The following is a 24,274-nucleotide window of genomic DNA, read 5'->3' as shown; positions in this document are numbered from 1 at the left end:
CCACTACCATAAAATTTACTTCTGGATGAAGGCATTTTATAGTAGTGGATTTTTTTCTTCCTGTACTTCGTTCAGGCTCTTACTTCATCCTGATCCCTATATTACCCAACTGTGCTCCCTGCTGCATACGGTGGAAGGCTTGTGCCGTGTCTTGTAAAGGGAATACGCTATCTATAATTGGATGGAGTGCATGGCGCTCCATGAATTGAAGCATATCTGCGAATTCCTCGCCGCTGCCCATGGAGGTGCCGATGATGCTGATTTGAGGGAAAAATATAGACCGCAGCGGAATCTCTATTCGATCTCCTGAGCTTGCGCCAAATGTAACGATTCGACCGTTCGGTTTGAGGATTTCCATGTATTTGTCGAACGTAGCAGGGCCGATACTGTCAAGGATCAGATCCACGGCGTCTCCGTTTACACTTTCTTTCCAATCGCCATGGCTGTCAAATGCATGATTTGCGCCATGGGCGAGGGCAGCTTGTCTTTTCGCTTCGCTACGTGATGTGACGCTGACCCGTGCGCCCGCCGCTAAAGCCATAAGCATGGCATACGTGGCTACACCGCCGCCAATACCGGGAATGAGGACATGCTCACCCTGCTGTAATTGGCCTCTGGTAAAGAGAGCGCGGTAAGCGGTCAAGGCAGACAAAGGTAGCACCCCTGCTTCGTCCCAAGATAGGTAAGCTGGCTTGCGGACGGCATTTTGGACGGGGATGATAACCGATTCAGCGAATGTCCCGTCTGAAGGTCCGCCCAGAATGGCTGGAACCAAGGGAATGTGGTGCGTATGCTCCCATCCGATACATGGATTAATGATTACATCGGTGCCTACCAGCGAGATTGGGACGCCATCGCCCACAGCCTCGATCACGCCTGCGCCATCCGACCCGAGAATGAGTGGAGCATCGTTGGCGGTTCGATCCGCCATGAGGAATAGATCTCGATGATTCAATCCTGCGGTTTGGAGCCTTACCTTCACTTCGTCGTGCCCCGGCTGTCTGTCCGTAACTTCTTTATACATAAGGCCCTCAAGGCCGTTTTTGCTGGCATGTATTATGGCTTTCATTGTAAAACCTCCCGTGGTTCGAATTGAGATGCATTTGCATGTATATTGAATTGTACAGAGCGATAAGCATCCGGTAAAATGAACAAAATCGAACGTGAGTATCATAAATGATCATACCAAGCAGGTGACGTATATATGGAAAGCAGTGATTTGAAAATATTTCAGGCTGTTGCTCGCGAGGGCAGTATCACGAAGGCTGCGCAGGTTTTGAACTATGTACAGTCCAATGTGACCTCCCGGATTCAGCAGCTTGAGGCACAATTGAACGTACCGCTTTTTCGTCGATCTAATCGGGGAATGACGCTAACGCCGGCAGGAGAGAATCTGCTGGAATATGCGGATACAATCCTGACCTTGCTGGACGAGGCTGTAAAGTCCACTCAATATTCGGACCATCCTACGGGACCTTTGCGATTGGGCTCGATTGAGACAGCGGCGGTTACGCATCTGACTTCTTTATTGACGGAATATCACGCTCAATATCCTGATGTCCATCTATCGCTTATGACAGGCAGCACCCATGATCTCGTACAAAAGGTATTGAATTACGAATTAGATGGAGCGTTCGTCTATGGCCCCGTCGATGATCCGCATATGGACCATGTTGCGGCCTATGAAGAGGAATTGGTGCTTATCTCGGAACCTGGGAACAAGAACATGGGCGAGCTGCTTGCCAAGCCTATGCTGTTCTTCGACGTAGGCTGCACGCATCCTACAAGAGCGGAAAGCTTTCTGAGCGAAACAGGTATTAATACCTATCAGATTATGGAATTTGGAACATTGGAAGTTATTTTGGGTGGTGTAGCCTCTGGTCTGGGGGTGTCCATGCTACCACAATCGTCGATTGCAAAGGCAGAGGAGGCGGGAAGTATTGCTTCTCATCGTTTACCTGAAGAATATCGCAAATTAGAGGTGTGGTTTGTTCATCGGCGGGATTCCGTTTGCTCCAGTGCACTGTCAGGCTTGCTTCACTGGATGAAAAAGGATGCTATACTTAACCGGGATTAAATTGACAACAGAGGTGTATCATTTGGAAGAACATGATGTAACGAACAATCCATCTACAGTAGCTTCGGGACCATATACGACGAAGGGCGGCTATCAGAGACGAGAACCGGATAAGATGGCAGTATTATCAGAAACATACGGTGTCTCAATTTTTTTCAGAAGATGGGCCGCCTGGATGATCGACTTCATTCTTATCGTCTTCGGGTATGGAGGGCTGGTTTATTTTACAGCGAAAAAAGTAGCTGAAGCGGAGAGCCCAAATATGGGCATGGTAGTGATGCTCTTCCTGATTGGCTCCTTCTGCTATTATCTGTTACTGGAAGGACTTACAGGCTATACACTGGGCAAGTTTGTACTTCGTATTCAGGTCGTGAATGGAGAAGGAAGGCCGCCAGGCATGGTTAAATCCTTGATCCGCACCCTCATATATCTGGTGGATACGAATCCGCTGCTTTTTTGGGGGCTGCCCGCCGGTATATGTGTGCTGGCGACACCCAAAAAACAGCGGCTTGGCGATATGGCTGCGAATACATATGTGGTTAAGGTACGGGATTTGGGGACAGTGAGCAGAAAAAAACCGGAATTTTTACCGGGGTAATCATCCTGATGACGATCATTTCGGCCATCTTTGCTGTATCCCTTATTTCTTCTCTCATCACACAAGTAACCAAGCCCGACGTTTTTGCCAGTAAGGACGATCAGTTTGAAGTTACGGCTCCGTGGAGCTGGTCACGGGATTATACGATTAATGAGGATGCGGATATCTCCATTAAAAATGAATTTACAGAAAGATACTTGATTGTATTGTCTGAACCGAAAAGCGATTTCGACAGCAGTATGACTCTTCAAGAGTATAAACAGATCATTCAGGGCCATATAGAATCAGGGCTTCCAACATCATGGTAAACGGCTATCCTGCTATTGAATTTACATTAAAAGGAGAAGTGGAAGATACTCCAGTTATGTATAACGTGACTACGATAGAGACTCCTTCGCATTATCATCAAGTGCTTACCTGGACGTACGCCTCCCGATATGGTCGATCACAGCAAGAGTTGCGCAAGATTAGAGACAGCTTCCGCGAAATGAACATTAAAACGGAGTAGGCGGAATGGTGCTGTACAAGCGAAGCGGTCGCTTTCAAAGCCTTCTGTAGGAAAGCTCGCTTCGGAAGCATCACCACCCCCGGATTTCCAACGATGAAGGGCTTTGTTCCAGAAATCCGGTGGGCGATGGGAAGCACTATCCGACTGCGTAGTGGCGCTATAGGTAACTTTTGATTATCCGCAATCCGGCGACTTTCGCCACCTTGCCTTGCTGGTGAGCTGTGAATCGAATCGTAACTTCATTTTTTTGATTCGTTACGGACTGAGGAAGCTCATAGGCGAACGTTTCAAATTTATTCATTTCCTCCGACTCCAGCTTGCCTTCTCCTAACATCTGACCATCTGCGGTGATGTCGAAGTCGTGATGAGAGCTCTTGAAGCGGCTCGAGTCCTTCAGATAGGTTACCGCTAATTGGACAGGCTCATCCGGGAGAACCTTCATCACAAAAGAGAACCAGCCCCCAGGCCATGTATCGCGATATTTGCGATTATAGATGGACCCTAGACTTACATGCTCGCCCGTAAAGGCATGATCCCGTTCCGGCTGCATTTCAGCAGGCTGCACAACATCCACCGTACGTCGTTCCAGCTCCAGCTGGTACGCTAACGCGGCACGGTATTCTGCCTCTGTTGACGCCCATTCCTCCTGGGAAAAGAGATCCCAATAGACGGTATAAGAACGATCATACATCTGATAAAACGGACGAAGCTGCAAGTCTCCGACATAGCCCAAGTCACTCATACGGAATGTATTAGGCTCGTTCCCGTCAGCAATCAGCTTCGTTGTCAAAGAATCGGCCGATCCGATCAGTACAGATGCCAGCAGGCGCTCCTCATTGGACTCCTGTATGACAGGGCCAAGGTCTCCAGCCAGCACAAGCGGACCGTACATAAAGGCAATCCGGCGCGGATTATCCGGCATTTCCTCCACTCTTACTGTCATAGGAATGTCGTACTCGATCGTATCCCCATCGTTCCATTCCCGTTCGATTACAACGTAGCTGGTAGGACAAGCCTCTGTAGCATACTCTTCCCCGTTGATTTTAATCATCATCCCTTGCTCCGCCCAATGCGGGCATCTCAGCTTGATCGTAAAGAGTTTTGACTCCTTGCTGATGACGCGCAGCGTTCCCCGACCATTTTGCGGAAAGAGAGTCTCTTGTTTGAGCTGTACGCCCATCTCATCCCAGGTCACGGTCGAAGGGACATATTGATTGACATAGATCGTTTTTGGCGTGTGAAAGTAGATTGCAGTACCGTACATGGAGTGGCTTTCCATCCCGGACCCGACACAGCATGTAAAATCCTCATATTGAGAATTGAAGGACTTGTGCCCTCCCATTTCCAGCGATACAAAATAGCATACACGTCCATCGACAGGCTGCTGTGAAGCCAGAATATGATTGAACATTGCTCGTTCATAGTAGTCTGCGTACGCTGCATATGCGTCCCATTCGAACATATGCCTCGTTAATTTCAGCATGTTGTAGGTGTTACAGGTTTCACAGGTGCCTTCGCCCAGACGGTCATTCAGCTTCCCCGGCTCCCCAAAATGCTCATTATAGCTATTGCCGCCAATGACATAGGAATGCTTGTGAACAACCCGATCCCAAAAAAAGCGGGAGAGATCCGCATACTGCGGTTTTCCAGTCATTTCATATTGCCGTGCAGCGCCAATGATTTTGGGAATTTGGGTATTGGCATGCCGTCCTGCCAGCGTATCGTGGTTTTCTGCCAGATCGTTCAGCACTTCCCCATGATAAAAGCGTTCTGCCAGCTTCAAGAAGCGCTCTTCCCCGGAATGTTCGGCCAGATCCGTCAGCACCTCGTTCATGCCGCCAAACTCGCAATGAAGCACCTGCTGCACCTGATCATCGTTCAGCCCTTGGAATACATCCTCCAGCCAGTTGCCGAGTTTGATTTCCATCGGCAGAGCCTTGGGATGATGCGCGAGTAGATGAGCGTCCCGCAAGCCTGCGAAGAGCTTATGCATGGTGTATAGCGGTACCCAGCCTCCGTTCAGATCAAAGCCCTGAGAGCGTATATCGCCAGTCTTCACTTCCTCGAAAAGCTCTTTCCCGCGCGGAATCCCGGAAATGTATCCGTTTCCATGGCTGTTTTGGCATATTTCCAGCTCGTCGATGACATAATGTACTCGTGCAAGCAGCTTTTCGTCACCTGTTGAGGCAAACATCAGCGAGCAGCCGGACAGATAGTGTCCGAGAGTATGCCCACTGATGCCGCGGGATTCCCAGCCTTCATAGTGAGCCGCTTTGGGCTCCAGTCCTGCATATTCACGAAAGCGCGATAATAAACGGTCGGGTTCCAAACTCAACAGATAGGCCGCGTTCAGTTCCATAGCATGTAAAAGTGGGCCGGAATCAATGCTTACGTTATGCAAGTCAAGCTTCTGCTTTCAAAATCATCGCTCCTTAGCTAAGATGAAAGTGTATATTTCTCCACTACATTAGCATTGCCATCGCGGTATGTCAGTAGCTTAACCATACAATGGGTGGACAAATCCGAACATGAAGCTAAAGAGGCGATAACATGACCTATCTGAAAGTCAATGTAGATGCTCCCATTCAACTAATCTCGGCAGGCGAGTTTGTTTCCGAGGTGCCCTGGAAGCATATGAGCCGTTCCATTGAGAACTTTGAGCTGATCCTTGGTGTGCGGGAGACGGTATATATACGGGAGGAACAAGAGCATTTTGAGATCGGGGAAGGAGATATTATGTTGCTTTATCCCGGTCGCACACATGGAGGATATCAAGAATCGTTGCCGGGAGTTACATTTTACTGGTTTCACTTTGATGTTCCCACGACCCCAAATGTATTATCTAATGAAGAAATGAAGCAGGAGACCCGTGTTATGGATGCTCATTTGCAGCGCCATGGCTTTGTACGGGATATCTATATACCGCAATGTGTACGCGCAGGCAATGGAGACCGGATTCATATAATCGTCAATCAGATTTTGCATGTAGCCAACTCACATTACCTTACGCATCACAGTGCCAATTATCTGTTCACCTCGCTGCTGATTGAGATATCCGAGCTGGCTCTCAGCCGCTTGACCTCCAGTCCCGCCAGCCCACAGGGGAATATGAGCTTTAACAAGATTATCGAGTGGACCCGTATTCATGCGGAAGAACCGATAACCGTGACGGATTTAGCCCGAAAATTCAATTACAACAAGGATTATATATCCCGTTTGTTCAAGCAAAATACAGGTATGCGCCCCTTGGAGTTCATTCACAGCATCCGTATCAATAAAGCCAAGGAACTGATTTCCCGTACAGATATGAGCATTAGGCAGGTTGCGGAAGAAGCGGGATATACGGATGAGAAGTACTTTATGCGTATGTTTAAAAAAATAGTGAATATGACCCCTTCGCAGTACCGGAATGCCTATCACAAAACATTTATGAACAAAGTCTGACGGCAAGCCAAAGCGCCTAGTGCGCTTTTTTTCTTTTCCATTCCCAAAAATTAACTCTAATGCATTTCCGCTTGGATAGGGAAATTTTATAGGTAAAACATTAGCGGGGAGTCGACTAGAATGGACTTGTAAGCGTTTCACTTATAGATAGAAGGGAGGAGAGACATCCACCATGATTACTAGAGAACAGATTTATCTGGATGAGAAGCTGGAGACAAAATCGGCTGTATTTGAATTTATTGCCCAAGAGGCTGAGAAGTTGGGTGTCACCGTCCATAGAGAGCAGCTGGTGCAGGATTTGTGGGAAAGGGAGAAGGTATATTCGACGGGCCTTCAGGATCAGTTTGCCATACCTCATACGCAGAGCGAAGCAGTCACAAGACCAGCAGTTCTAATTATCCGATTGCAAGATAGTATTGATTGGGCATCTCATGATGGTAAGCCTGTCCAGTATATTTTCAGTATTTTGGTGCCAAAAGGTTCCGTGGATGTATCTCATTTGCAAATTATTTCCTCACTCGCAACCCTTCTATTGGAGGATTCCTTCAAAGAGGCAGTAGCGGGTGCCAAGAGCAGCGACGATGTGTATCATTTGCTCGAACAATATACAGAAGGGTTGGTGTCATAAAATGAAAATTGTAGGCGTTACATCATGTATAGCAGGTTTGGCTCATACCCCCATGGCGGCAAAAGCACTGGAAAAAGCAGCAGCACAGCTCGGTCACAACATTAAAGTGGAACAGCAGGGTGCGCTAGGCCAGGTGAACAAGCTTACGGAGGAAGAGATTGCAGCAGCGGATTTTGTACTGATTGCCTCGGACCAGACGGTAAAGGATGCGGAGCGTTTTGAGGATAAACGGATCGTTCGCGTCAAAATCGGTCATGCGGTCAACAATGCGGAAGCGGTTCTCACCAAAGCGGTGGAAGCCATATCTGCTCAAAAATAAGGCTAAGGCTACAGGGAACAGCGACATGTAGTAAAAAAGAAAAGCAGCAGCGTAGCTGCCTTGAATAACAACCGATTAGCCTTTGGATAACAGTAGTATTCAAGATAGGAGAGAACATGATGAAAAAATGGCTGAGTGAAGTTAGAAAGCATCTAATGACAGGCATTTCCTACCTCCTGCCAGTTATTATTGCAGGTTCCCTGATTGTTGCGGTGTGTAAGATTATTGGACTGACGATGGGGGTCACGGACTTTGGCCCCTATGCCGATAAAAGCGGATTTCTTCATATTTTATACTTGATGGAAAATGTCGGCTGGCGCGGAATCGGGCTGCTGAACATGGTGCTGGCCGGATATATCGCCTACTCGATTGCCGATAAGCCTGCGCTTGCTGCGGGGCTGATTGGTGGCGTACTGGCACAGGAAACGAACGCTGGTTTTCTGGGCGCGCTCGTTGCCGGGTTCTTTGCCGGATACCTCACCCTGTGGGTGAAAAATAAAGTGAAAATCACAGGCCCAGCCGCGGGTTCTGTTCCACTGATTATTCTACCGCTCATTACCGTAGGCTTAACGGGGATTCTCATGTCCGTCATCCTGGGGGGACCGCTCAGTGCGATTAACGAAGGACTGGTTAACTGGATCAAGCATATGAGTGAAAGCGGAACCAGCACCCTCGTGCTTGCCCTGATTTTGGGCGCCATGATCGGGTTCGACCTTGGCGGACCTGTCAATAAAGCAGCCTGGATGGCGGGAAATGCGTTATTCCTGTCAGGTGTGTATTTGCCTAATATTTTCGTAAACATTGCTATCTGTATTCCACCCTTGGGCTATGGGCTTGCGACTCTGATTCTGAAACGTCGTTTTTCCAAAACGTATCGGGAAGCTGGAAAAGGCTCGGTCATCATGGGCGTTATTGGAATCACCGAAGGGGCTATTCCTTTTACGTTGCGCAACCCTGCCAAGCTGATTCCGTTGAACATGATTGCCTGCGCAGCAGGTGCGGCATTGACAGCTTTGTTGGGCGCACATGTCATCATGCCTCCAATCGGCGGCCTGTATGGCGCGATATCTGTAGGTACTCCGTTTGCTTATCTCGCAGGAGGGATTACGGGAGCTTTAATCATTGTAGCGGGAACCCTGCTCGTCAACTTCCGTGAGGAAGAAAAGCAGCATGTAGATACAAAGGAAGCGTCCGTCAAGAAAAATGGAGAAGACATCGAACTGGTATTTGACTAAATTATTCCTGAACTTCACTAGATAGAAGATAGACAACACGGAGGGAGATAGAGATATGAACCGTACGAAAGTGCATGTCATTCCACATACTCACTGGGATCGGGAGTGGTACTTTACCACTTCCAGATCCAAAGTTTACTTGGTAAAGCATGTGAAAGAAGTGCTGGATGCATTAGAAAATGTGGACGAATTCAAATATTACCTGCTGGATGCCCAAGGGTCCTTACTGGATGATTACATCAAATGGTGTCCCGAAGACGAGGAACGCATTCGCAGCCTTGTGACGGACAAGCGCCTGATGACCGGGCCGTGGTATACGCAGACGGATCAGCTAGTCATTTCCGGTGAATCCATGGTTCGCAATCTGTACTATGGCATGGAGACAGCGCAGAAATATGGTCATGCGATGAAGGTCGGTTATGTGCCGGATGCTTTCGGTCAGTCGGCGCAGATGCCGCAAATTTATCAGGAGTTCGGCATTCGCCACTTTCTGTTCTGGCGCGGTGTAGCAGACAATACGAACCCGAAAACCGAATTTTTGTGGAAGGGCTCGGATGGGAGTCAGGTGTTTGCGGTTCAAATCCCGTTCGGGTACTACTATGGCGGCAATATTCCGGAGGAACCGGGAGAACTTGAGGCATATCTGGACAGTCAAATCGGCGCGCTGGAGGAAAAGGCGTCCACTCGCCATGTTTATCTTCCGAACGGCTTCGATCAAGCGCCTGTCCGCCTGAATCTGCCGGAGCTGATCCGCAAGTTCAACGAGCTTGACCCGGAACGAGAATATGTGATGAATGAGCCGGAGCGTTTCCTTGAAGAAATTGAAAAGGACAGCAGTGATCTTCCTGTGCTGGAAGGAGAGCTTATGGAAGCGAAGCATATGCGTATCCATAAGTCGATCTTTTCTACGCGAGCTGACCTCAAGCAGCAAAATAACTATATTGAAAATTTAATCGTAAATACGCTGGAGCCAGTCCTGTCCATCAGTCATGCGCTGGGACATGAATATCCGCATCATATCGTGAAGGATATCTGGAAGCTGATGTTTGAAAATGCTGCCCATGACAGCATCGGTGGCTGCAACAGTGACACGACGAACCGGGATGTGGCTTTTCGCTACAAGCAGGCGCGGGATATCGCGGAAAATCTGCTGGATCTGCATAAGCGCCTGATTGCTTCAAAGATTAAACAGGAGGAGACTTTTGCCTTCACCATCTTTAACACATTGCCTTATCCGCGTAAGGGCGTTACAGAGATTGATGCTTATTTACCGGAGGGAAGCTTTGTAATTCGGGATATGAACGGACAGCAGCTTCCGTATACGATTACCAAAAAAGTGGAACAGACGGACTATGTGCTTGGTCAGCATATTTACCTGAATCCGAGCAAAAAAGTGTATCTGCCTGAACGTGTATTCTGTGCAAAGCTTCTGGTAGAGCTTCAGGAAGTACCTGCTATGGGATATACGCAGATTGTATTTGATTTCAGTTCGACCGGGGATGCCACGGCAGAACGCAGTAATGGAAACTGTATTGAAAACGAATTTTATAGCGTAGCTGTACAGGAGAACGGGGCATTAAGCATTACGGATAAAATCTCGGGACGTGTGTACGCGGATCAGATGGTGTTTGAGGAAAATGGGGATGACGGAGATTCCTATAACTATTCTCCGCCGGAACGTGACCTTACGGTTTCTTCGCTCGGTGCGGATGTAGAGACTATCACCTCTAAAAGTCCGGTAGCCGAGGAGCTGTCCCTCCGTATGAAGCTAAAGGTTCCGTACGATTTGAATGAACGCGCCGCTGCCATAACCTCTGCGGAACTGCCGCTACAGGCATCCGTCTCCCTGCGTAAAGGCGAGCGTCTGATCCGTTTCTCGGTAGATGTGGACAATCGTGTGCTGAGTCACCGTCTGCGGGTGCTATTTGACACCGGAATTGCTTCCAAGCTTTCTATTGCGGATCAACCCTTCGGAGTCATTGCCCGTCCAACAACGCTGGAAGAAGTAGAGGTGTGGGAACGTGAGCAATGGACAGAAAAACCGATCACGATTGAGGCTCTGCAAAGCTATGCTGCGCTGAACGATGGTTCCCGTGGAGTAGCGGTGCTGACCGGAGGCGTACGGGAATATGAAATCATAGGCTCAGAGCATGATACAATAGCGCTGACGTTATTCCGTACTTTCGGGTTTATGGGCAAGGAAAATCTGTTGTACCGCCCGGGACGCGCTTCGGGAGAAAAGATCGTAGAAACGCCGGATGCGCAGCTCATTGGCGAGCTTTCATTCACTTTTGCCCTGCATGTGCATGAGTCCGGTTTTGATGAAGCCAATATAGCTCAAGCTTCCAAGGAATATTTAACGCCGTTGACCAGCTACCAGTTGTCTGACTTCCTGAATGGTCGTTTAATTTTCGCCTTCCGTGACGAAGAAAGAATATTTGAGCAAAACTACAGCCTGCTATCCTTTAGCGAGGATTCGAATGTGATCCTGAGTGCATTCAAGAAAGCAGAGCATACGGATGGATATATTGTGCGTGTATTTAATCCTTATTTGGAGAAGAATGCAATCGGACGGATCGCTTTTGGTGAATCGGCTTACTACGAGCTGGCTTCACTGGATGAGCGCTCCAAGGGAGAAACGTTGACCTCATCGAATGCCGAAGGTGCATCTTTACCGGAGTTGGGGCATTGCAAGCTGTTGACGGTACTGGTGACGCCTGAGTCGAAGTAACGCGGAAACAAAACATGGTTTATCGGAAAGGAGGTCTTGAATCTACATGATTTTTCCCTACAAACGCTTAAAAAAGCTGTACCAGCTCGTCAGTGGAAACGATCAAGGCTGGTCTTGGACCACCAAAGCGCTGTCCGAGCGGCTGGAGGTCACGGAGCGAACGGTCCGCGATGATCTCAAAAAACTGGGCGGCATTCTGAATGAATATGGAGCACGTCTGGAATCCAAGAGGGGCAGCGGCTATACAATCATGGTCGTTGATCCTGAAAGATACCGTTTTTTCGCTGAGGAAGGTCAGGAAGAAACGGAGGTAAACGGGCGGCTACCAGGAGCACCGGAAGAACGCATAAGGTATGAGCTATTCAAGCTGCTGAATACGGGAGAATACGTGAAGATGGAAGACCTCGCCGATGAGCTGTATATTAGCCGGGCGACCATGAATAATGATTTTAAAATCATTCGGCGGATTCTGGATGATTATACGCTCACCCTGCGCACTAAGCCGGGATATGGCGTGAAGGTGGTCGGGGAAGAGAAAAGTATCCGTTACTGTCTCGCTGAGTATGCCGATGTACGCGATGAAGAAGGACAACGCAGCGGTATGCCTTTGGAACAGCAACAGCTGTTTCAGGGGCTGGATTTACCGCGAATCCGTGCAATTATTTTGAAGCATCTGCGTCCCAACGGCATCAAGATGGCGGATTTGGCGCTGAAGGACCTGATCACCCATCTGGCGGTTATGGTACTGCGAGTGAAGGAAGGGCATGGATTGGAGCGCTTTGAAAAGGTGGCAGGCGGTCAGCGAGATATTGAACTGGCTACTACCATTCTGAGTGAGATGGAAGAGGCTTTTGACATCACCTGTCCTTCAGGGGAAATGGATTATGTCCTGCTGCATATCGTCAGCAAAAAGATGGCCGAAACCGAGTGGGAGCGTCTCCAGTCTGACCGTCTTTTCTTGGCTGTGCGCGAGATGCTGACCTTTGTCTATGAGCGCTTCACCTATGATTTGCGTGACGATGAACGGCTGTCCAGGGACTTGTTTGTGCATCTGAAACCGATGCTGACCCGGCTGGAGCATGGCATGAACATGCGTAATCCGTTGCTTGGGCATATTCGCAAATATTACCCGCTTGCTTATGAAATCACGGTCGGTGCGGTAAAAGAACTGCAAAAAGCGTTCCCGTATGAAATCAACGATAACGAAATCGGTTATTTGGCGCTTCATATCGGAGCCGCGTTGGAACGAAAATACAATATTCCGCATCGGCGTCGCAAAACGGTACTGCTGGTGTGCGGCTCCGGTTATGGAACCGCGCGAATATTGGAATCCAGGTTGCGTTCGCTGTTCGCCGAGCTGGATGTATCGCGGGTGGTTTCACTTCGAGAATACGAGGAAATGCCTACTGTCGACGAGGATTTGATCGTATCCACGATCCACTTGCAGCAGCGTAAGGATAAACCGTCGGCGGTGATTAGCCCGATTCCTTCGGAACGGGATATGGAGACGATCACGCGGATGGTGCGTGCCAGCGATGAGGAGCAGGAAATTTCGCTGCTGCGGTATTTTGACCAGGACTTATTTATGACCCGATCCGATCGGCCGAATAAAGATGCTCTGATTGAAGAAATGAGCGGTATTTTGAAGCAAAAAGGAGTTGTGACCGACAAGTTTCTGCCAGCAGTCAAGGAGAGGGAGAAGCTGGGATCTACGGCACTGGATCGAGGTATGGCCATTCCCCATCCCCTGGAGCTAAGCTCTAACCGGACGGTCGTAAGCGTATGTCTGCTGGAAAAGCCGATCCAATGGGATGCCAACCATGAGGTTCATGTTGTATTCCTGCTTTCGATCTGCAAAGAGGACTACGAGCAGGCGATGGGGATTTACGATCTGTTTGTAGAGCTGATTCGCCAGGAAGAGACGCTGGAACGATTAAAGCATTGCCACTCCTTTGATGCCTTTATGCTAATCGCCCGTCAGGTGCTTGCAGTCAAGAGCAATGATTACCATTGAGGAATGACCAGTCTGTAGTCCCACTATATGAGGCAATAAAAAAAGAGATCATTCGCGATCTCTTTTTTCGGTTCACACATGTAGTTTGGATGCATGGAGCTCGATTAATAAAGCTAGCTGATCCAACGAAAATTTATGATTAACCATATCTACAGTAAAGTCTTCGGCTGCTTTCTGATCCATTTTAAACTGAAAGCCATTGTAGCGCAAAAAAATGAGTAATGCAGTAAAAGCTGTTCGCTTGTTTGCATTATGAAAAGGATGGTTTTGCCCTAGGGATTCGAATAATGCAGCGGCTTTGCTGAATATTGTGGGGTACGTATCTTCACTAAAAGCTGATGATTGAGAACGTAGAACAGCAGACTCAAGTAGACTGGTATCTTTGACGCCGATTTGTTCGCCTTTACTGTATCTTTCAACCATAGCGACATTAATAGCTATAACTTCTTGAATGGTTAAGAAACGAATGCTGCTCATCTATCCTTAAGTCCTTTAAGGGTTTCGTCATATGAATCCATTACTTGAGAAAGATTTTCAAGAAAATCATCACTTAACCCTGAGGGCAGAGTTATTTTGTTCGATTTTTGTATAATGATTTGTCCGCTCTTGTGATCTACTTCAACCTGAACTGTATCTCCTTGGCCCAGTCCGAGCTGCTTAATGGCTTCTGTCATAGTAATCCCTAAGCTATTTCCGAATTTAGTAATTTTACGTTCCATTCCAATCACCTTACCCATCTCTTTATCCTCCTTATTATACTATTCAACTGTTATAACAATTATACATGGTTTCATGGTATATAAACATATACTTTTTAATTCAACTTATATCTGCTAGAGAAATAGCTTGTCAGGCTGTGATTTGGTACTCTGAGGTAAGGGTTTAACTGGTTGCAGGCTATGTTATTACTTCATGAAAAAGGGGCGAGCGAGATGCTACAACCACCATTAAGGGATGAACTGACTCGAATACTGGAAGGGCATTCACTGGATGAAGAATTAAAAGAAGAGATTCATCAGGAAGCCCAAGCTGCTATACAATTTCATGTGGAGCATGAGGAAAACTACGAACACATTGGAAATAGTCGGATCGCCGGCTATCCAGATCTGCCACCCACGATAGAGTGGCCTTGTGATTCAGATGGGGAGTATTATACGTTTATTGCTCAAATTAATTTGGGCGAGCTACCTTTTTCACCATTTGAGGGATTGCCTCATCAGGGCATACTTTACTTTTTTCTTGGGCTGGATGAGCCCGCCTATGATATTGACCATAAAATCTTTTACTATAATGGCGACAGTAGCGTTTTGCAGAAAACATTGCCACCGACCGGGAAGGTTGAAGTATGTGCTGAGAACAGGGGTTTCACATCTTATGCAATTTCTTTTCAGCCGATTGTTACCCTTCGGTCGGAGGGTGAGCTAGGAGATGTTCTTGTAGATCAGTATGAAGAGCTGTATGAGCTTGTTTGTGAACAAAGTGACACGGTGTGGGGTCAGCATCAATCTTTTGCCGGGAACACCCTGCGGGATGCTTATCTACGCCGAAACGGGCTAGAGGGTCTTCTGTTTAACTGGCATAAGAGTGAGAGTCAGATTCATAAGGAAATCGAGCAAGCTATGCATAGGGGAAGTACGGATTATGCGGAGCATTTACGATCCGAAGTGCTGCCTCAGCTGCAAGAATATCAGACGAATCGAGAGAAGCACGATCAAGCTTCGGAAAATTGGCATGTTCTGCTCTCGGTATCCTCTTTGGACGAGGTTGGTATGTGCTGGTGGGACGCAGGGTATTTGGAATTTTTGATCGATCAAAGAGACTTGAAGAACCTTGATTTCTCGAACACATATGTCAATCTTGCTACGAGCTAGCCCGGTGCGGCAGACTCATGCTGATTTAGGGCAAATGATGGGGGTTAGAGCAGGGTGTTTTTTTGATTGATAAAAGCAGTGAATTGAGCATGTGGCACAGTAGGTTTGTTTTGCCCGAGTGTCGGAAATCGAACGATCAATAATAGGTGGTCCTATATAGGGCCGCCTTTTTTCGATGTAAATGAACGATTGTACTCCGTTATTAGTCTTAATAAATGAGACCACAACAAGGGAGGTGCACGTATATGACTGATCGAGAGCTGTTTGAACTATATAAGGAGCAGATATATTATTTTTGTTATTATCTAATGCAAAATCAAGCAGATGCAGAAGATGTTTGCCAGGAAGTGTTTGTCAAAGCACTTTTGGCCGACAGGTCCAAAGTACAAGATCTCAAATCATGGATTTTACGAATTGCTTCTAATGAGTGCAGCAATGTGCTTAGAAGGCGGAAAACTGGACTGATGAAGGAAATACGAACTTTTTTATTGTCACGCCCTCATTCATTTAATCCGGTGGAAGAGAGCTTATATCATCAAGAAACTAAGACAGAGCTACAGAAGCTATATAACAAGCTTCCAGATAAAATTCGAATGGTCGTGGTCCTTCGTTATGTAAACGAATTGACTGTGCCGGAGATCTCTAGAGTTATAAATATACCCGAAGGAACAGCTAAATCTAGATTAAATCGGGGGCTTAAACTGCTAAAAAAAATGGTGATATCCCAAGTAAAGGAGATGAGTAGCAGTGAGTCGATATTTTGAAAAAGAACAGAACATTCCTCAACCTGAATATGATGCAATGTGGGTAAATATAGAACAGGAAGCAACCAAACGAAAAGCAACTCTGCAACAGTCACAGGAAGCACCTATGCATAGAGCAAAAGTTGTTCCAGCGAGTATCGTATTCTCATGTTTTCTGCTCGTCGCCATCCCTGTATTCGCTAGTGTGACTATCAATTGGGATAGAATAGGCGGACGTAGTGTAACCAATGCGCTAAATAATGGTATTGGCCAACGGTATGACCTAAAAGCATCCAATGCAGGCATTACGATGAATTTGAATGGTGTTGTAACGGATGGCGAAAAAATGAAAATGCTTATTTCTCTGGATCCAGGAATTGATCCAACCAGTTATATTGGGTTTGCTATAGAGAAAACTACGGTAACTAGCAATTCTGATACCAAGGAACAAGCGCACGGATATTTAAATTACGATCCTAAAAGCCAGAAACTCCTTGGCATTTATGAAACTATTGATACTTTAAAGGAGCGTAAAAAAGATTACACACTTGAGGCACAGAATCTAATTTTTTATCGTAATCAGGATACTCCTTTAAAGACGGATCATCAAGCCGGGGATACCCTCGTTACCGGGATCAAGCAGTATCCTAACATTTATATAGAATCCGTTCGACAAACCAACAACAAGACTGTTGTCCGCTTTAGAGTTGCTGCAGCTCCATCCGATTTAGGACGTGGGAACCCGCATTTGGTAATGAAAGTGGGCGACAAAGAGATAGACGCAATCCCAACCATTCTACCTAGCGACAGCTCAGACTTGCATATTGAGCAGGTATTCAACATGACTGCACAAGATTGGAAAAAGGCAAACCTTCATTTTTGTTATATTGAGGAAGCAAAAAGAATTGAAGGTACTTGGAAGTTCGAATTTGAAGCGGATGGAAAAAAAGCAAGTGAAGCGATTTATTCCAAGAAGCTGCATAGCAGCGCTGAATTCCAAGAAGATACGGGTACTACCTTAGACCAACTGATTATTACCCCCTTGGATATTGAAATTCTAGTAACAGAGCGTGATTCACTTAAAAAAGGAATTGTTCATTATAAAACAGCTCAGCTGGTTATAGGTGATAAAAAAATTAACGGAGGGTGGAATATTAAAGGAGCTGGTCCTGAAAATTATCAACACTTATATCAATTTGAATCTCCAGAGTGGTATAAGGACTGGTCTGATGTTCCAATGAAACTTATATTGAAAGATGCTGTCATTGAGAAACGTGATACGTCTAAGAATTGGATCACTCTTCATAAACCTAAAGAAGAAAAACAGTTCGCTGAGCTTAATGCGGACGGTTATCAAATTGATTTCACATACTATACAGAGGGAAAAGATTTGATTGTCGAATCGAAATCCGGTTCCCCTGGCTTCAAAGGCGTCAACCAAACAACGATGCGAATTAACGGCAAAGAAGTAGTGCCTGAGATCATTGCGAAGGGTATGGTATCCACAGGAGTTAATGTTGACCGTTACAAAGACATTGAATTAGACGGAAAATTGGAACTAAATCCTGGCATCTACAAGTACAGCGATCCTGGACGTGATATTGAAGTTATTTTGAAATAGATATAGCCATCGCTGCCTATTCTGAAGATACGTAAATACAAAAGCCCTTCCAGCTTTAGCTTCTCATGAGGGAAGCAGCGGAAGGGCTTTTGTTATATCTACTTGTCTATACAGTGAGCGTGCTTATTTATACTCGTTGCACGTTAAATTCGAATTCCAGCTTTTGATCGGCTGTAATTTGGTATTCTTCATGTACCGGAGCTCCCCAGCTATCGTCGCCGCCTACGCCCATTTGTTTACCGGCTATGGTGACAACGGTGTAATACACGTTGGGTAGCTCATACAGATGGTAGGCACTTTCCAGCTCAAACGCTGTATATGGCGAAATATTGCATTCCACAGGTGCGGTGGCAGGAGCAGTAATGCGAATACCATGCTGAGAATCGTCGGTAATATCGACACGGCGCACGCCTGTACGGTTGCCGGATTCCTGCGGTACGACATACCCGGATACGTTATCCGCAGCTTCGTTACGGAATACGCCTAGTCTCGCTCCAAAGGCACGGTCGATGTAATTCTCTTCCGGTCCCATCGCGTACCAGTCCAGATGGCGGTAGTCTGCCGGAACCTTGAACGAAAGGGCAAAGATCGGCAGATTAGGCAGTCCTGAGACGCCTTCATAAGTCGATTTTACGTTCAGACTGCCATCCGCCAGGACGGTGTAGGCTACTGTTACCTGTACATCTGCATGGATGCTCAGCGTGTAGCGGAATGTAACGGTTACACGGTCTGTCTGCTCTTCCGTGACCTCAATGTCCACGCATTTACGTGTCAGACTTGCAGCGAACCAGCCACCGGCTTCAAAGCCTAGTGCGGTTCCCCGATCATTGTCTGTGGTCGCCCGCCAGAACAATGGGGCAGGAGGCATGGCGATCATCTCACGTCCGGCGTAGCGAAGTGAAGTCAGGCTGCCTGCTCCTTTGGAGAACATCATACTGAAATCTGCACCGTGAACGCCAATGTTAACATCACCATGCACCACTCGTAAGGCACCGCCCGTAGGGATCTTCAGCGGGTTTGGATCTTCCACGATGAAAATATGCTGTCCGAAGGCCACTTCGTGTCCAGCCTCAGCCCAGAGCGTGGATTCTTTCAGAACTAGAGCGGTGTGAATGACGTACTCACCGGGCTTTCCGTCCGTAATGGGGAACGTCAGTGGAATATAGACTTCGGTCTGAGCCGCCACATCTACATGAATGGCATTACGTACGATTTCTTGGCCTTCATGCAGTAGACTGTATACTAGCTCATAGTCGCCCGTTCCCTCGAACAGGTTTTCATTGCGAAGGGTTACACCGCTGCGATCCGGGGTGAGCTTCAGATTTTGATACAGGAATTTGACCTCCTGCATCTTCGGTGAAACCTTCCGATCCGCATAGACAATTCCGTCCGTACAGAAGCCATAGTCTGTGGCACGGTCGTCAAAGTCGCCGCCGATCGCGAGGTACTCGCGTCCGTAGCGATCTTTTTTCATAACAGCCTGATCAATATAATCCCAAATAAAACCACCCTGATACAGCTCGTATTTGTTCTCCAGCTCTGTATACTTGTGCATGCCGCCTACGGAATTACCCATCGCATGCATGTATTCGCAACTGATATACGGCTTTTGCGGATTGTCGTTCAGATATTGCTCGATATCTGCGGGTTTGGCGTACATCCGGCTCTCCATATCGCTGGTATCATCGTACGTACGGTTGTGAAACACGCCTTCGTAGTGTACCAAACGGCTCGGGTCGGTGGCTCGGAAATAGTTGGCTACATTCCGCAGCACTTCGCCTGCATAGGACTCATTGCCGCAGGACCAGATTAGAATGGACGCATGGTTTTTGTCCCGCTCCAGCATGGAAATGGCGCGGTCCATAACGATATCCTGCCACTCCGGCAGATTGCCGGGAATGTTCCACGAAGGCTCGACTGCGCCAAGCTTTTGCCAGGAGCCGTGTGTTTCCAGATTCATTTCGTCAATCACATACACCCCGTACTCATCGCACAGCTCATACCACAGAGTCTGGTTAGGATAGTGAGAGGTGCGGACCGCGTTCATGTTGTTTTGCTTGAGGGTGCGAATATCCCACAGCATATCTTCACGCGAAATCGCACGTCCAGTGCGGGCGTTGAATTCATGGCGGTTCACACCTTTAAAGACGATGCGTTTGCCGTTCAAGTGCATGACCTTGTTGATCAACTCAAATTTACGGAAGCCAATTTTTTGTGGAATGACTTCCACGAGCGATCCACTGGCATCATAAATTTGAATGAACAACGTGTACAAATAAGGTTTCTCCGCGCTCCAGCGCTGTACTTGCTCCAAGGATGCTGACAGCGAAGCTGTGCCATCCGTAAAGTCAGCTTTCAAAGAAGCTACGACATGGCCGGCAGCATCTTTCACAACGACAGTTGCATAGGCCGTTGCCGGCTTTTCCAAGGTCAATTTCAGCTCCAGAAGGCCCTGTGTGTAGGAAGCATCCAGATCCGCCTTGGCATGCAGGTCACGAACGTGAACCGTAGGGATGGTATAGAGATATACGTCTCTGAAAATACCGGAAAAACGCCAAAAGTCCTGATCCTCCAGCCACGCTCCCGTACTTCTTTGATATACCTCTACCGCCAGCTTGTTTTCGCCTGCTTGCAGGAACGGTGTCAGTTCAAAATCAGACGGTGTAAAGCTGTCCTCGCTGTAACCGACAAATTGTCCGTTCAGCCATACATAGAAAGCCGACTCGACGCCTTGAAAAGAAATGAACACAGGCTGCGCGTCGGAAGCCATATTTTCCGGCAAAACAAAGCTTTTGATATAGCTCCCGACCGGGTTGTGATCCTCCGGAATATGGGGTGGACGAACGTCCGAATGTCCGTCCCACGGATACATCGTATTGACGTACTGCATTTGGCCAAAGCCCTGCGTCTGAATGTGACCCGGCACCTGAATATCGCTCCAGCCACGATACTCAAAGTCGGGGGCATAGAACTCTACTGGGCGGCTGGCTGGATTCGTCGCATAGTTAAACTTCCAGCTCCCATTCAGGCTATGGCGCCAAGCCATATCAGCTTGCTGCTCCGCTTCCTGAAGCGTAGCGTAATATTTGTGATCGGAATAGGCAGGCAGACGATGTACTGCAAACTTGGTTACGTCGGTCAGCCAATCCAGGCTGGGGGTGTGGATGGTCAAGGCGAACACTCCTTATTTTTAAAAATAAAATGAAGGTATTTCACAGCAAGTCTGTTATTTTACCGAGCCTACCATACCTGCTACAAAATGCTTCTGCATCAGGAAGAATACCAGTGCAGTCGGCAACGTGGACAGGACGATGGCAATCATAATCACGCCGTAATCGGGTGCATAGCCAGAGCCGAGGTTCGAGATCAACAGCGGAATCGTTTGATTTTCCGGCGTTTGCAACACGATCAGAGGCCAGAGATAGTTATTCCAGCTCGACATGAACGTGATGATAGCGGCAGCGGCATAAGTTGTTTTCATCGTAGGCATATACACCCGGAAGAACAGACCCAGCTCGGACAATCCGTCCATACGACCGGCTTCCAGCAAGTCCTTCGGAAACATCTTGGTGCTTTGACGGAAAAAGAAGATCAGAAACGCCGTGGTCACCGTCGGAATGACGACAGACGAAAGGGTATCAATGCCGATCCAAGGCAGCGTATTGGAGATACTGCCGAACATCCGATAGAGCGGGATCATGATCGCCGCAAACGGAATCATCATAGACATCAGCAGGATATTGAAGACAACGTCCTTGGCTTTACTTCTGTAAATTTCAAAGCCATAGCCTGCCAGTGAGGCAATGAGCATTGCCAGCAGTGTCGTGGAAATCGAGATTTTCGCCGAATTACTCAGCGCGGTAACGATATCCACTTTTTCCAGCAGATTGTGCATATTATCCATCAGATGAGAGCCAGGCAGGAGTCTGCCCTTCGTCACATCAACCGACAGGTTGGTGGCGCTGGATAGCATCCACAGGAACGGGAAAATCGAAACGAACGATATAATGATCAGAAAGGCATACGTAAATAATCTTTTCGTTTTCATCATTTCTTCTCACCTGCCACTTTGAACTGGATGATCGACAAGATAATGATCATAATGACGATGGAGTAGGATACGGTCGCCGCATAACCAAAGTCGGATGAATACTTGAAGGACAGGTTATAAATATATTGCGAAATGGAAGAAGTCGCGTTCCCCGGTCCGCCTTTGGTGATGTTCATAATCTCATCGAAGAGCTGGAGTGTACCAATCGTCGATGTGATGGAGGTGAACAGGATAATCGGTTTGAGCAGTGGAACCGTAATGCTGAAAAATTGTCGAATGGAGGAAGCTCCATCAATGCGGGCCGCTTCGTAGATCGAGTTGTCGATGTTCTGGAGACCGGACAAGTAAAAGATCATATTGTAGCCGGTCCAGCGCCATGTGATTGCAATAATAATCGTAACCTTGGCCCAGAAGGGATCAGTAATCCATTGAATCGGCGTGCCAATCACGTGCAGATTCAGCAATAAGGAGTTTACCAGACCATCAGCCGAGAACAGATATTTGAATACAACCGAATAGGCTACAAGGGATGTAATACAAGGTAAGAAGATCGCTGTGCGGAAAAAGCCTTTGAATTTCAGGTTTTTATCATTCAGTAGTACGGAAATGAACAGGGCCAGAATCACCATCAATGGCACCTGGAAAATCAAATAGATAAACGTGTTCTTTACGGCGGTTATAAACATGCTGTCGGTGAACAGACGTTTGTAGTTATCAATGCCGTTGAAGGTCAGATTAGACCCTGTACCTGTCTTGAAGGACAAGATGAGCGCCTGGATCATCGGATAGAAATAAAAAGCCACAATCATGATCACTGCGATGGATATGAACAACCATCCTGTCATACCTGCCTTGAAACGTGATGTCGTCATTTTGGGCGCGGCTGTCTTCATACCATGTCAACTCCCCATGCAGCAATAAAACCTTGAACTCGAAAGCCCAAGGTTTTAAGTGCTTATCGTTTTATTGTTTAGCCTTGGCTAGATGGACTGTTTTATTTAAGCTGTGCTTCTGCTTGTCCTTGAGCATCTTTCAGAACTGCATCTACATCTTTGCCGTTCAGGTAGTTTTGAATTTCAACGGTCATAATATCCTCAATGGCGTAAGTGTGCATGCCATAATTGACTTTTGGAACTTGTTTGGTCCATTCTGCGAATTTCTTGTAGACTTTGTCGCCACCGAAGTACGGATCTGTCTCGTCATAAGCTTTACCGCTGGAAGCAGCGTTCAATGAACCGACAATTCCAATTTTGCTCAGCATATCTTGATATAGATCTTGATCTGAACCGAATGTTTCTTTCAGGAAATCAGCAGCGGTATCTTGACCGTCTGTGTTCAGCACATACCAGGAGCTGCCGCCGAGGCTGGAAGCATTCACGGACTCAGGTACATTTTTCAATTTAGGGAAAGGAACAACGGCCCATTTACCCGATTGCGAAGCTTCTGCTTTGATCGATGGTGTAATCCAGTTACCTGTAGGTACGGAAGCGACAGCACCGCTGTTGAAGGCGGCCAGGAATTGGCTCCAGTCGGCATTCATTTTAACAATGTTGGCATCGAACAAGGATTTGTACGTCAAGAGCGCTTCTTTCAGAGCTGTATTGCCAGCCAGGTTTGGTGTTTTACCGTCTTCTTTCAGGTACCATGAACCTGCGGATTGGATCATACCGCGGATCAGACCGAGGTCATTCGGATCTTGAGTGAGCATTTCTTTACCTGTTTTTTGCTTCACGGCTTTACCGATTTCAATGAATTTGTCCCAATCAATGTTGGTCAGGTCAGCTACTTTGTAGCCGGCTTGTTCCAAATAATCCGTTCTTACATACAGACCCATAACACCGGAGTCGAATGGAACACCGTATTGCTTGCCGTTGTAGCTTGTTGGTCCGATTTTGTAATCCGCGAAGTCGGATGCTTTGATCGAGCTGCTCATATCATGGAAGGAATCAGGATAGGCTTGCAGAAAGTTTTGTGCCCGATAATCCTCGATCAGGACCACGTTAGGCAATCCTTTGGTGGAACCGGAGTTGAGACCGGCATTCATTTTTTGTACGATATCATTTTGAGCATATTCTACAATGTTTACGGTTACATCAGGATGTTTGGCAACGTAGCGATCTTTCGCCAGCTTTAGGGCCGCGATATTGAAGTTCGGGTCCCAAGCCCAGACCGTGATTTCTTTCTTGCCGGAATCCGTGGTGGTCGCGGCTTTCTCGGAATTGCTGGAACATGCAGATAGCAAGATCAAGCTTGCGATCAGCAGAAGGAAAGTCATTTTTTTCATTTCGTTCAACCCCTACTCTTTTTTAATGTTGCTTATTCGTGCTAAACCTTTTTAATGAAAGCGGTTACCTTGTTTATAAATCTAGTTTATCATCCTTGTTTTGCAGGCGTTAGGAATATCTTTATACGGATTTGTCTTATTATTATGATT

18 protein-coding genes and 1 pseudogene are annotated in these 24,274 nt (G+C 47.2%); 11 read left to right on the top strand and 8 right to left on the bottom strand.

Going from position 1 to position 24,274, the window contains the following annotated elements:
* Window positions 1-79: 79 nt before the first annotated feature.
* Window positions 80-1,069, bottom strand: a complete 990-nt coding sequence (locus ACQ4MX_RS13765; RefSeq protein WP_431091164.1) for a zinc-binding dehydrogenase — start codon at window positions 1,067-1,069, stop codon at window positions 80-82.
* Window positions 1,070-1,204: 135 nt separating this feature from the next.
* On the opposite strand from ACQ4MX_RS13765, the gene ACQ4MX_RS13760 reads away from it, so the two are divergent.
* Both ACQ4MX_RS13760 and ACQ4MX_RS13755 read left to right on the top strand, forming a co-directional pair.
* A complete protein-coding gene (locus ACQ4MX_RS13760) occupies window positions 1,205-2,077 on the top strand; it encodes a LysR family transcriptional regulator (RefSeq protein ID WP_431091163.1) in 873 nt (290 codons plus the stop codon).
* Window positions 2,055-3,183, top strand: a pseudogene (locus ACQ4MX_RS13755) (RDD family protein). Before ACQ4MX_RS13760 ends, ACQ4MX_RS13755 begins: the two are co-directional and overlap by 23 nt.
* A gap of 157 nt (window positions 3,184-3,340) precedes the next feature.
* On the opposite strand, the gene ACQ4MX_RS13750 reads toward ACQ4MX_RS13755, so the two are convergent.
* The gene (locus ACQ4MX_RS13750) at window positions 3,341-5,542 is read right to left on the bottom strand and encodes a beta-L-arabinofuranosidase domain-containing protein (protein WP_431091329.1); all 2,202 of its coding nucleotides are present in this window, start codon (window positions 5,540-5,542) and stop codon (window positions 3,341-3,343) included.
* A gap of 191 nt (window positions 5,543-5,733) precedes the next feature.
* Here ACQ4MX_RS13750 and ACQ4MX_RS13745 point away from each other — a divergent pair, with 191 nt between their 5' ends.
* The 6 genes from ACQ4MX_RS13745 (at window position 5,734) to ACQ4MX_RS13720 (ending at window position 13,554) form a co-directional block, all read left to right on the top strand.
* Window positions 5,734-6,627 carry an AraC family transcriptional regulator gene (locus ACQ4MX_RS13745; RefSeq protein ID WP_431091162.1) on the top strand — a complete coding sequence of 298 codons (894 nt, stop codon included), beginning with the start codon at window positions 5,734-5,736 and terminating at the stop codon, window positions 6,625-6,627.
* A 172-nt stretch (window positions 6,628-6,799) separates the two neighbouring features.
* Window positions 6,800-7,255, top strand: a complete 456-nt coding sequence (locus ACQ4MX_RS13740; RefSeq protein WP_431091161.1) for a PTS sugar transporter subunit IIA — start codon at window positions 6,800-6,802, stop codon at window positions 7,253-7,255.
* Between the two features lies 1 nt (window position 7,256).
* On the top strand, window positions 7,257-7,574 hold the full coding sequence (locus ACQ4MX_RS13735; RefSeq protein WP_137061234.1) for a PTS fructose transporter subunit IIB: 318 nt from the start codon (window positions 7,257-7,259) through the stop codon (window positions 7,572-7,574).
* A gap of 119 nt (window positions 7,575-7,693) precedes the next feature.
* A complete protein-coding gene (locus ACQ4MX_RS13730) occupies window positions 7,694-8,809 on the top strand; it encodes a PTS fructose transporter subunit IIC (RefSeq protein WP_431091328.1) in 1,116 nt (371 codons plus the stop codon).
* Between the two features lie 55 nt (window positions 8,810-8,864).
* Complete coding sequence (gene mngB / locus ACQ4MX_RS13725; protein ID WP_431091160.1) at window positions 8,865-11,540, top strand: mannosylglycerate hydrolase; 2,676 nt, start codon at window positions 8,865-8,867, stop codon at window positions 11,538-11,540.
* Between the two features lie 46 nt (window positions 11,541-11,586).
* A complete protein-coding gene (locus tag ACQ4MX_RS13720; RefSeq protein WP_431091159.1) occupies window positions 11,587-13,554 on the top strand; it encodes a BglG family transcription antiterminator in 1,968 nt (655 codons plus the stop codon).
* Between the two features lie 72 nt (window positions 13,555-13,626).
* Here ACQ4MX_RS13720 and ACQ4MX_RS13715 read toward each other — a convergent pair whose 3' ends face one another.
* Window positions 13,627-14,031 (bottom strand): type II toxin-antitoxin system death-on-curing family toxin, encoded by a 405-nt coding sequence (locus ACQ4MX_RS13715; RefSeq protein WP_431091158.1) that lies wholly within the window; start codon window positions 14,029-14,031, stop codon window positions 13,627-13,629.
* Window positions 14,028-14,291, bottom strand: a complete 264-nt coding sequence (locus tag ACQ4MX_RS13710) for an AbrB/MazE/SpoVT family DNA-binding domain-containing protein (RefSeq protein WP_013308294.1) — start codon at window positions 14,289-14,291, stop codon at window positions 14,028-14,030. The genes ACQ4MX_RS13715 and ACQ4MX_RS13710 overlap by 4 nt, the downstream gene beginning before the upstream one ends.
* Window positions 14,292-14,486: 195 nt before the next feature.
* Here ACQ4MX_RS13710 and ACQ4MX_RS13705 point away from each other — a divergent pair, with 195 nt between their 5' ends.
* From ACQ4MX_RS13705 to ACQ4MX_RS13695, 3 genes are all read left to right on the top strand, one after another.
* Window positions 14,487-15,425, top strand: a complete 939-nt coding sequence (locus tag ACQ4MX_RS13705; RefSeq protein WP_431091157.1) for a YwqG family protein — start codon at window positions 14,487-14,489, stop codon at window positions 15,423-15,425.
* A gap of 245 nt (window positions 15,426-15,670) precedes the next feature.
* The gene (locus ACQ4MX_RS13700) at window positions 15,671-16,189 is read left to right on the top strand and encodes an RNA polymerase sigma factor (RefSeq protein ID WP_431091155.1); all 519 of its coding nucleotides are present in this window, start codon (window positions 15,671-15,673) and stop codon (window positions 16,187-16,189) included.
* Window positions 16,173-17,789: a DUF4179 domain-containing protein gene (locus tag ACQ4MX_RS13695; RefSeq protein ID WP_431091154.1), complete on the top strand. Its 1,617-nt coding sequence runs from the start codon at window positions 16,173-16,175 to the stop codon at window positions 17,787-17,789. The genes ACQ4MX_RS13700 and ACQ4MX_RS13695 overlap by 17 nt, the downstream gene beginning before the upstream one ends.
* A gap of 127 nt (window positions 17,790-17,916) precedes the next feature.
* Here ACQ4MX_RS13695 and ACQ4MX_RS13690 read toward each other — a convergent pair whose 3' ends face one another.
* The 4 genes from ACQ4MX_RS13690 to ACQ4MX_RS13675 all read right to left on the bottom strand — a co-directional run bounded on the left by ACQ4MX_RS13690 (window position 17,917) and on the right by ACQ4MX_RS13675 (window position 24,124).
* Entirely contained in the window at window positions 17,917-20,961 is a 3,045-nt protein-coding gene (locus ACQ4MX_RS13690; RefSeq protein ID WP_431091153.1) for a glycoside hydrolase family 2 TIM barrel-domain containing protein, read from the bottom strand.
* Between the two features lie 54 nt (window positions 20,962-21,015).
* On the bottom strand, window positions 21,016-21,840 hold the full coding sequence (locus ACQ4MX_RS13685; protein WP_342416306.1) for a carbohydrate ABC transporter permease: 825 nt from the start codon (window positions 21,838-21,840) through the stop codon (window positions 21,016-21,018).
* Complete coding sequence (locus ACQ4MX_RS13680) at window positions 21,837-22,733, bottom strand: carbohydrate ABC transporter permease (RefSeq protein WP_025686098.1); 897 nt, start codon at window positions 22,731-22,733, stop codon at window positions 21,837-21,839. Before ACQ4MX_RS13680 ends, ACQ4MX_RS13685 begins: the two co-directional genes overlap by 4 nt.
* A 101-nt stretch (window positions 22,734-22,834) precedes the next feature.
* Complete coding sequence (locus ACQ4MX_RS13675) at window positions 22,835-24,124, bottom strand: ABC transporter substrate-binding protein (protein ID WP_431091152.1); 1,290 nt, start codon at window positions 24,122-24,124, stop codon at window positions 22,835-22,837.
* Window positions 24,125-24,274 lie beyond the last annotated feature (150 nt).

Source organism: Paenibacillus sp. 8b26 (assembly GCF_050626875.1).
GTDB lineage: Bacteria > Bacillota > Bacilli > Paenibacillales > Paenibacillaceae > Paenibacillus.
The sequence above is the reverse complement of the archived record's forward strand: the minus strand, read 5'-3'. Positions and strand labels throughout refer to the sequence as shown.

Coding starts and splice junctions, on each gene's coding strand:
- ACQ4MX_RS13765 (WP_431091164.1), bottom strand. CDS start 1,069: ATGAAAGCCATAATACATGCCAGCAAAAACGGCCTTGAGGGCCTTATG.
- ACQ4MX_RS13760 (WP_431091163.1), top strand. CDS start 1,205: ATGGAAAGCAGTGATTTGAAAATATTTCAGGCTGTTGCTCGCGAGGGC.
- ACQ4MX_RS13750 (WP_431091329.1), bottom strand. CDS start 5,542: ATGGAACTGAACGCGGCCTATCTGTTGAGTTTGGAACCCGACCGTTTA.
- ACQ4MX_RS13745 (WP_431091162.1), top strand. CDS start 5,734: ATGACCTATCTGAAAGTCAATGTAGATGCTCCCATTCAACTAATCTCG.
- ACQ4MX_RS13740 (WP_431091161.1), top strand. CDS start 6,800: ATGATTACTAGAGAACAGATTTATCTGGATGAGAAGCTGGAGACAAAA.
- ACQ4MX_RS13735 (WP_137061234.1), top strand. CDS start 7,257: ATGAAAATTGTAGGCGTTACATCATGTATAGCAGGTTTGGCTCATACC.
- ACQ4MX_RS13730 (WP_431091328.1), top strand. CDS start 7,694: ATGAAAAAATGGCTGAGTGAAGTTAGAAAGCATCTAATGACAGGCATT.
- mngB (WP_431091160.1), top strand. CDS start 8,865: ATGAACCGTACGAAAGTGCATGTCATTCCACATACTCACTGGGATCGG.
- ACQ4MX_RS13720 (WP_431091159.1), top strand. CDS start 11,587: ATGATTTTTCCCTACAAACGCTTAAAAAAGCTGTACCAGCTCGTCAGT.
- ACQ4MX_RS13715 (WP_431091158.1), bottom strand. CDS start 14,031: ATGAGCAGCATTCGTTTCTTAACCATTCAAGAAGTTATAGCTATTAAT.
- ACQ4MX_RS13710 (WP_013308294.1), bottom strand. CDS start 14,291: ATGGGTAAGGTGATTGGAATGGAACGTAAAATTACTAAATTCGGAAAT.
- ACQ4MX_RS13705 (WP_431091157.1), top strand. CDS start 14,487: ATGCTACAACCACCATTAAGGGATGAACTGACTCGAATACTGGAAGGG.
- ACQ4MX_RS13700 (WP_431091155.1), top strand. CDS start 15,671: ATGACTGATCGAGAGCTGTTTGAACTATATAAGGAGCAGATATATTAT.
- ACQ4MX_RS13685 (WP_342416306.1), bottom strand. CDS start 21,840: ATGATGAAAACGAAAAGATTATTTACGTATGCCTTTCTGATCATTATA.
- ACQ4MX_RS13680 (WP_025686098.1), bottom strand. CDS start 22,733: ATGAAGACAGCCGCGCCCAAAATGACGACATCACGTTTCAAGGCAGGT.
- ACQ4MX_RS13675 (WP_431091152.1), bottom strand. CDS start 24,124: ATGAAAAAAATGACTTTCCTTCTGCTGATCGCAAGCTTGATCTTGCTA.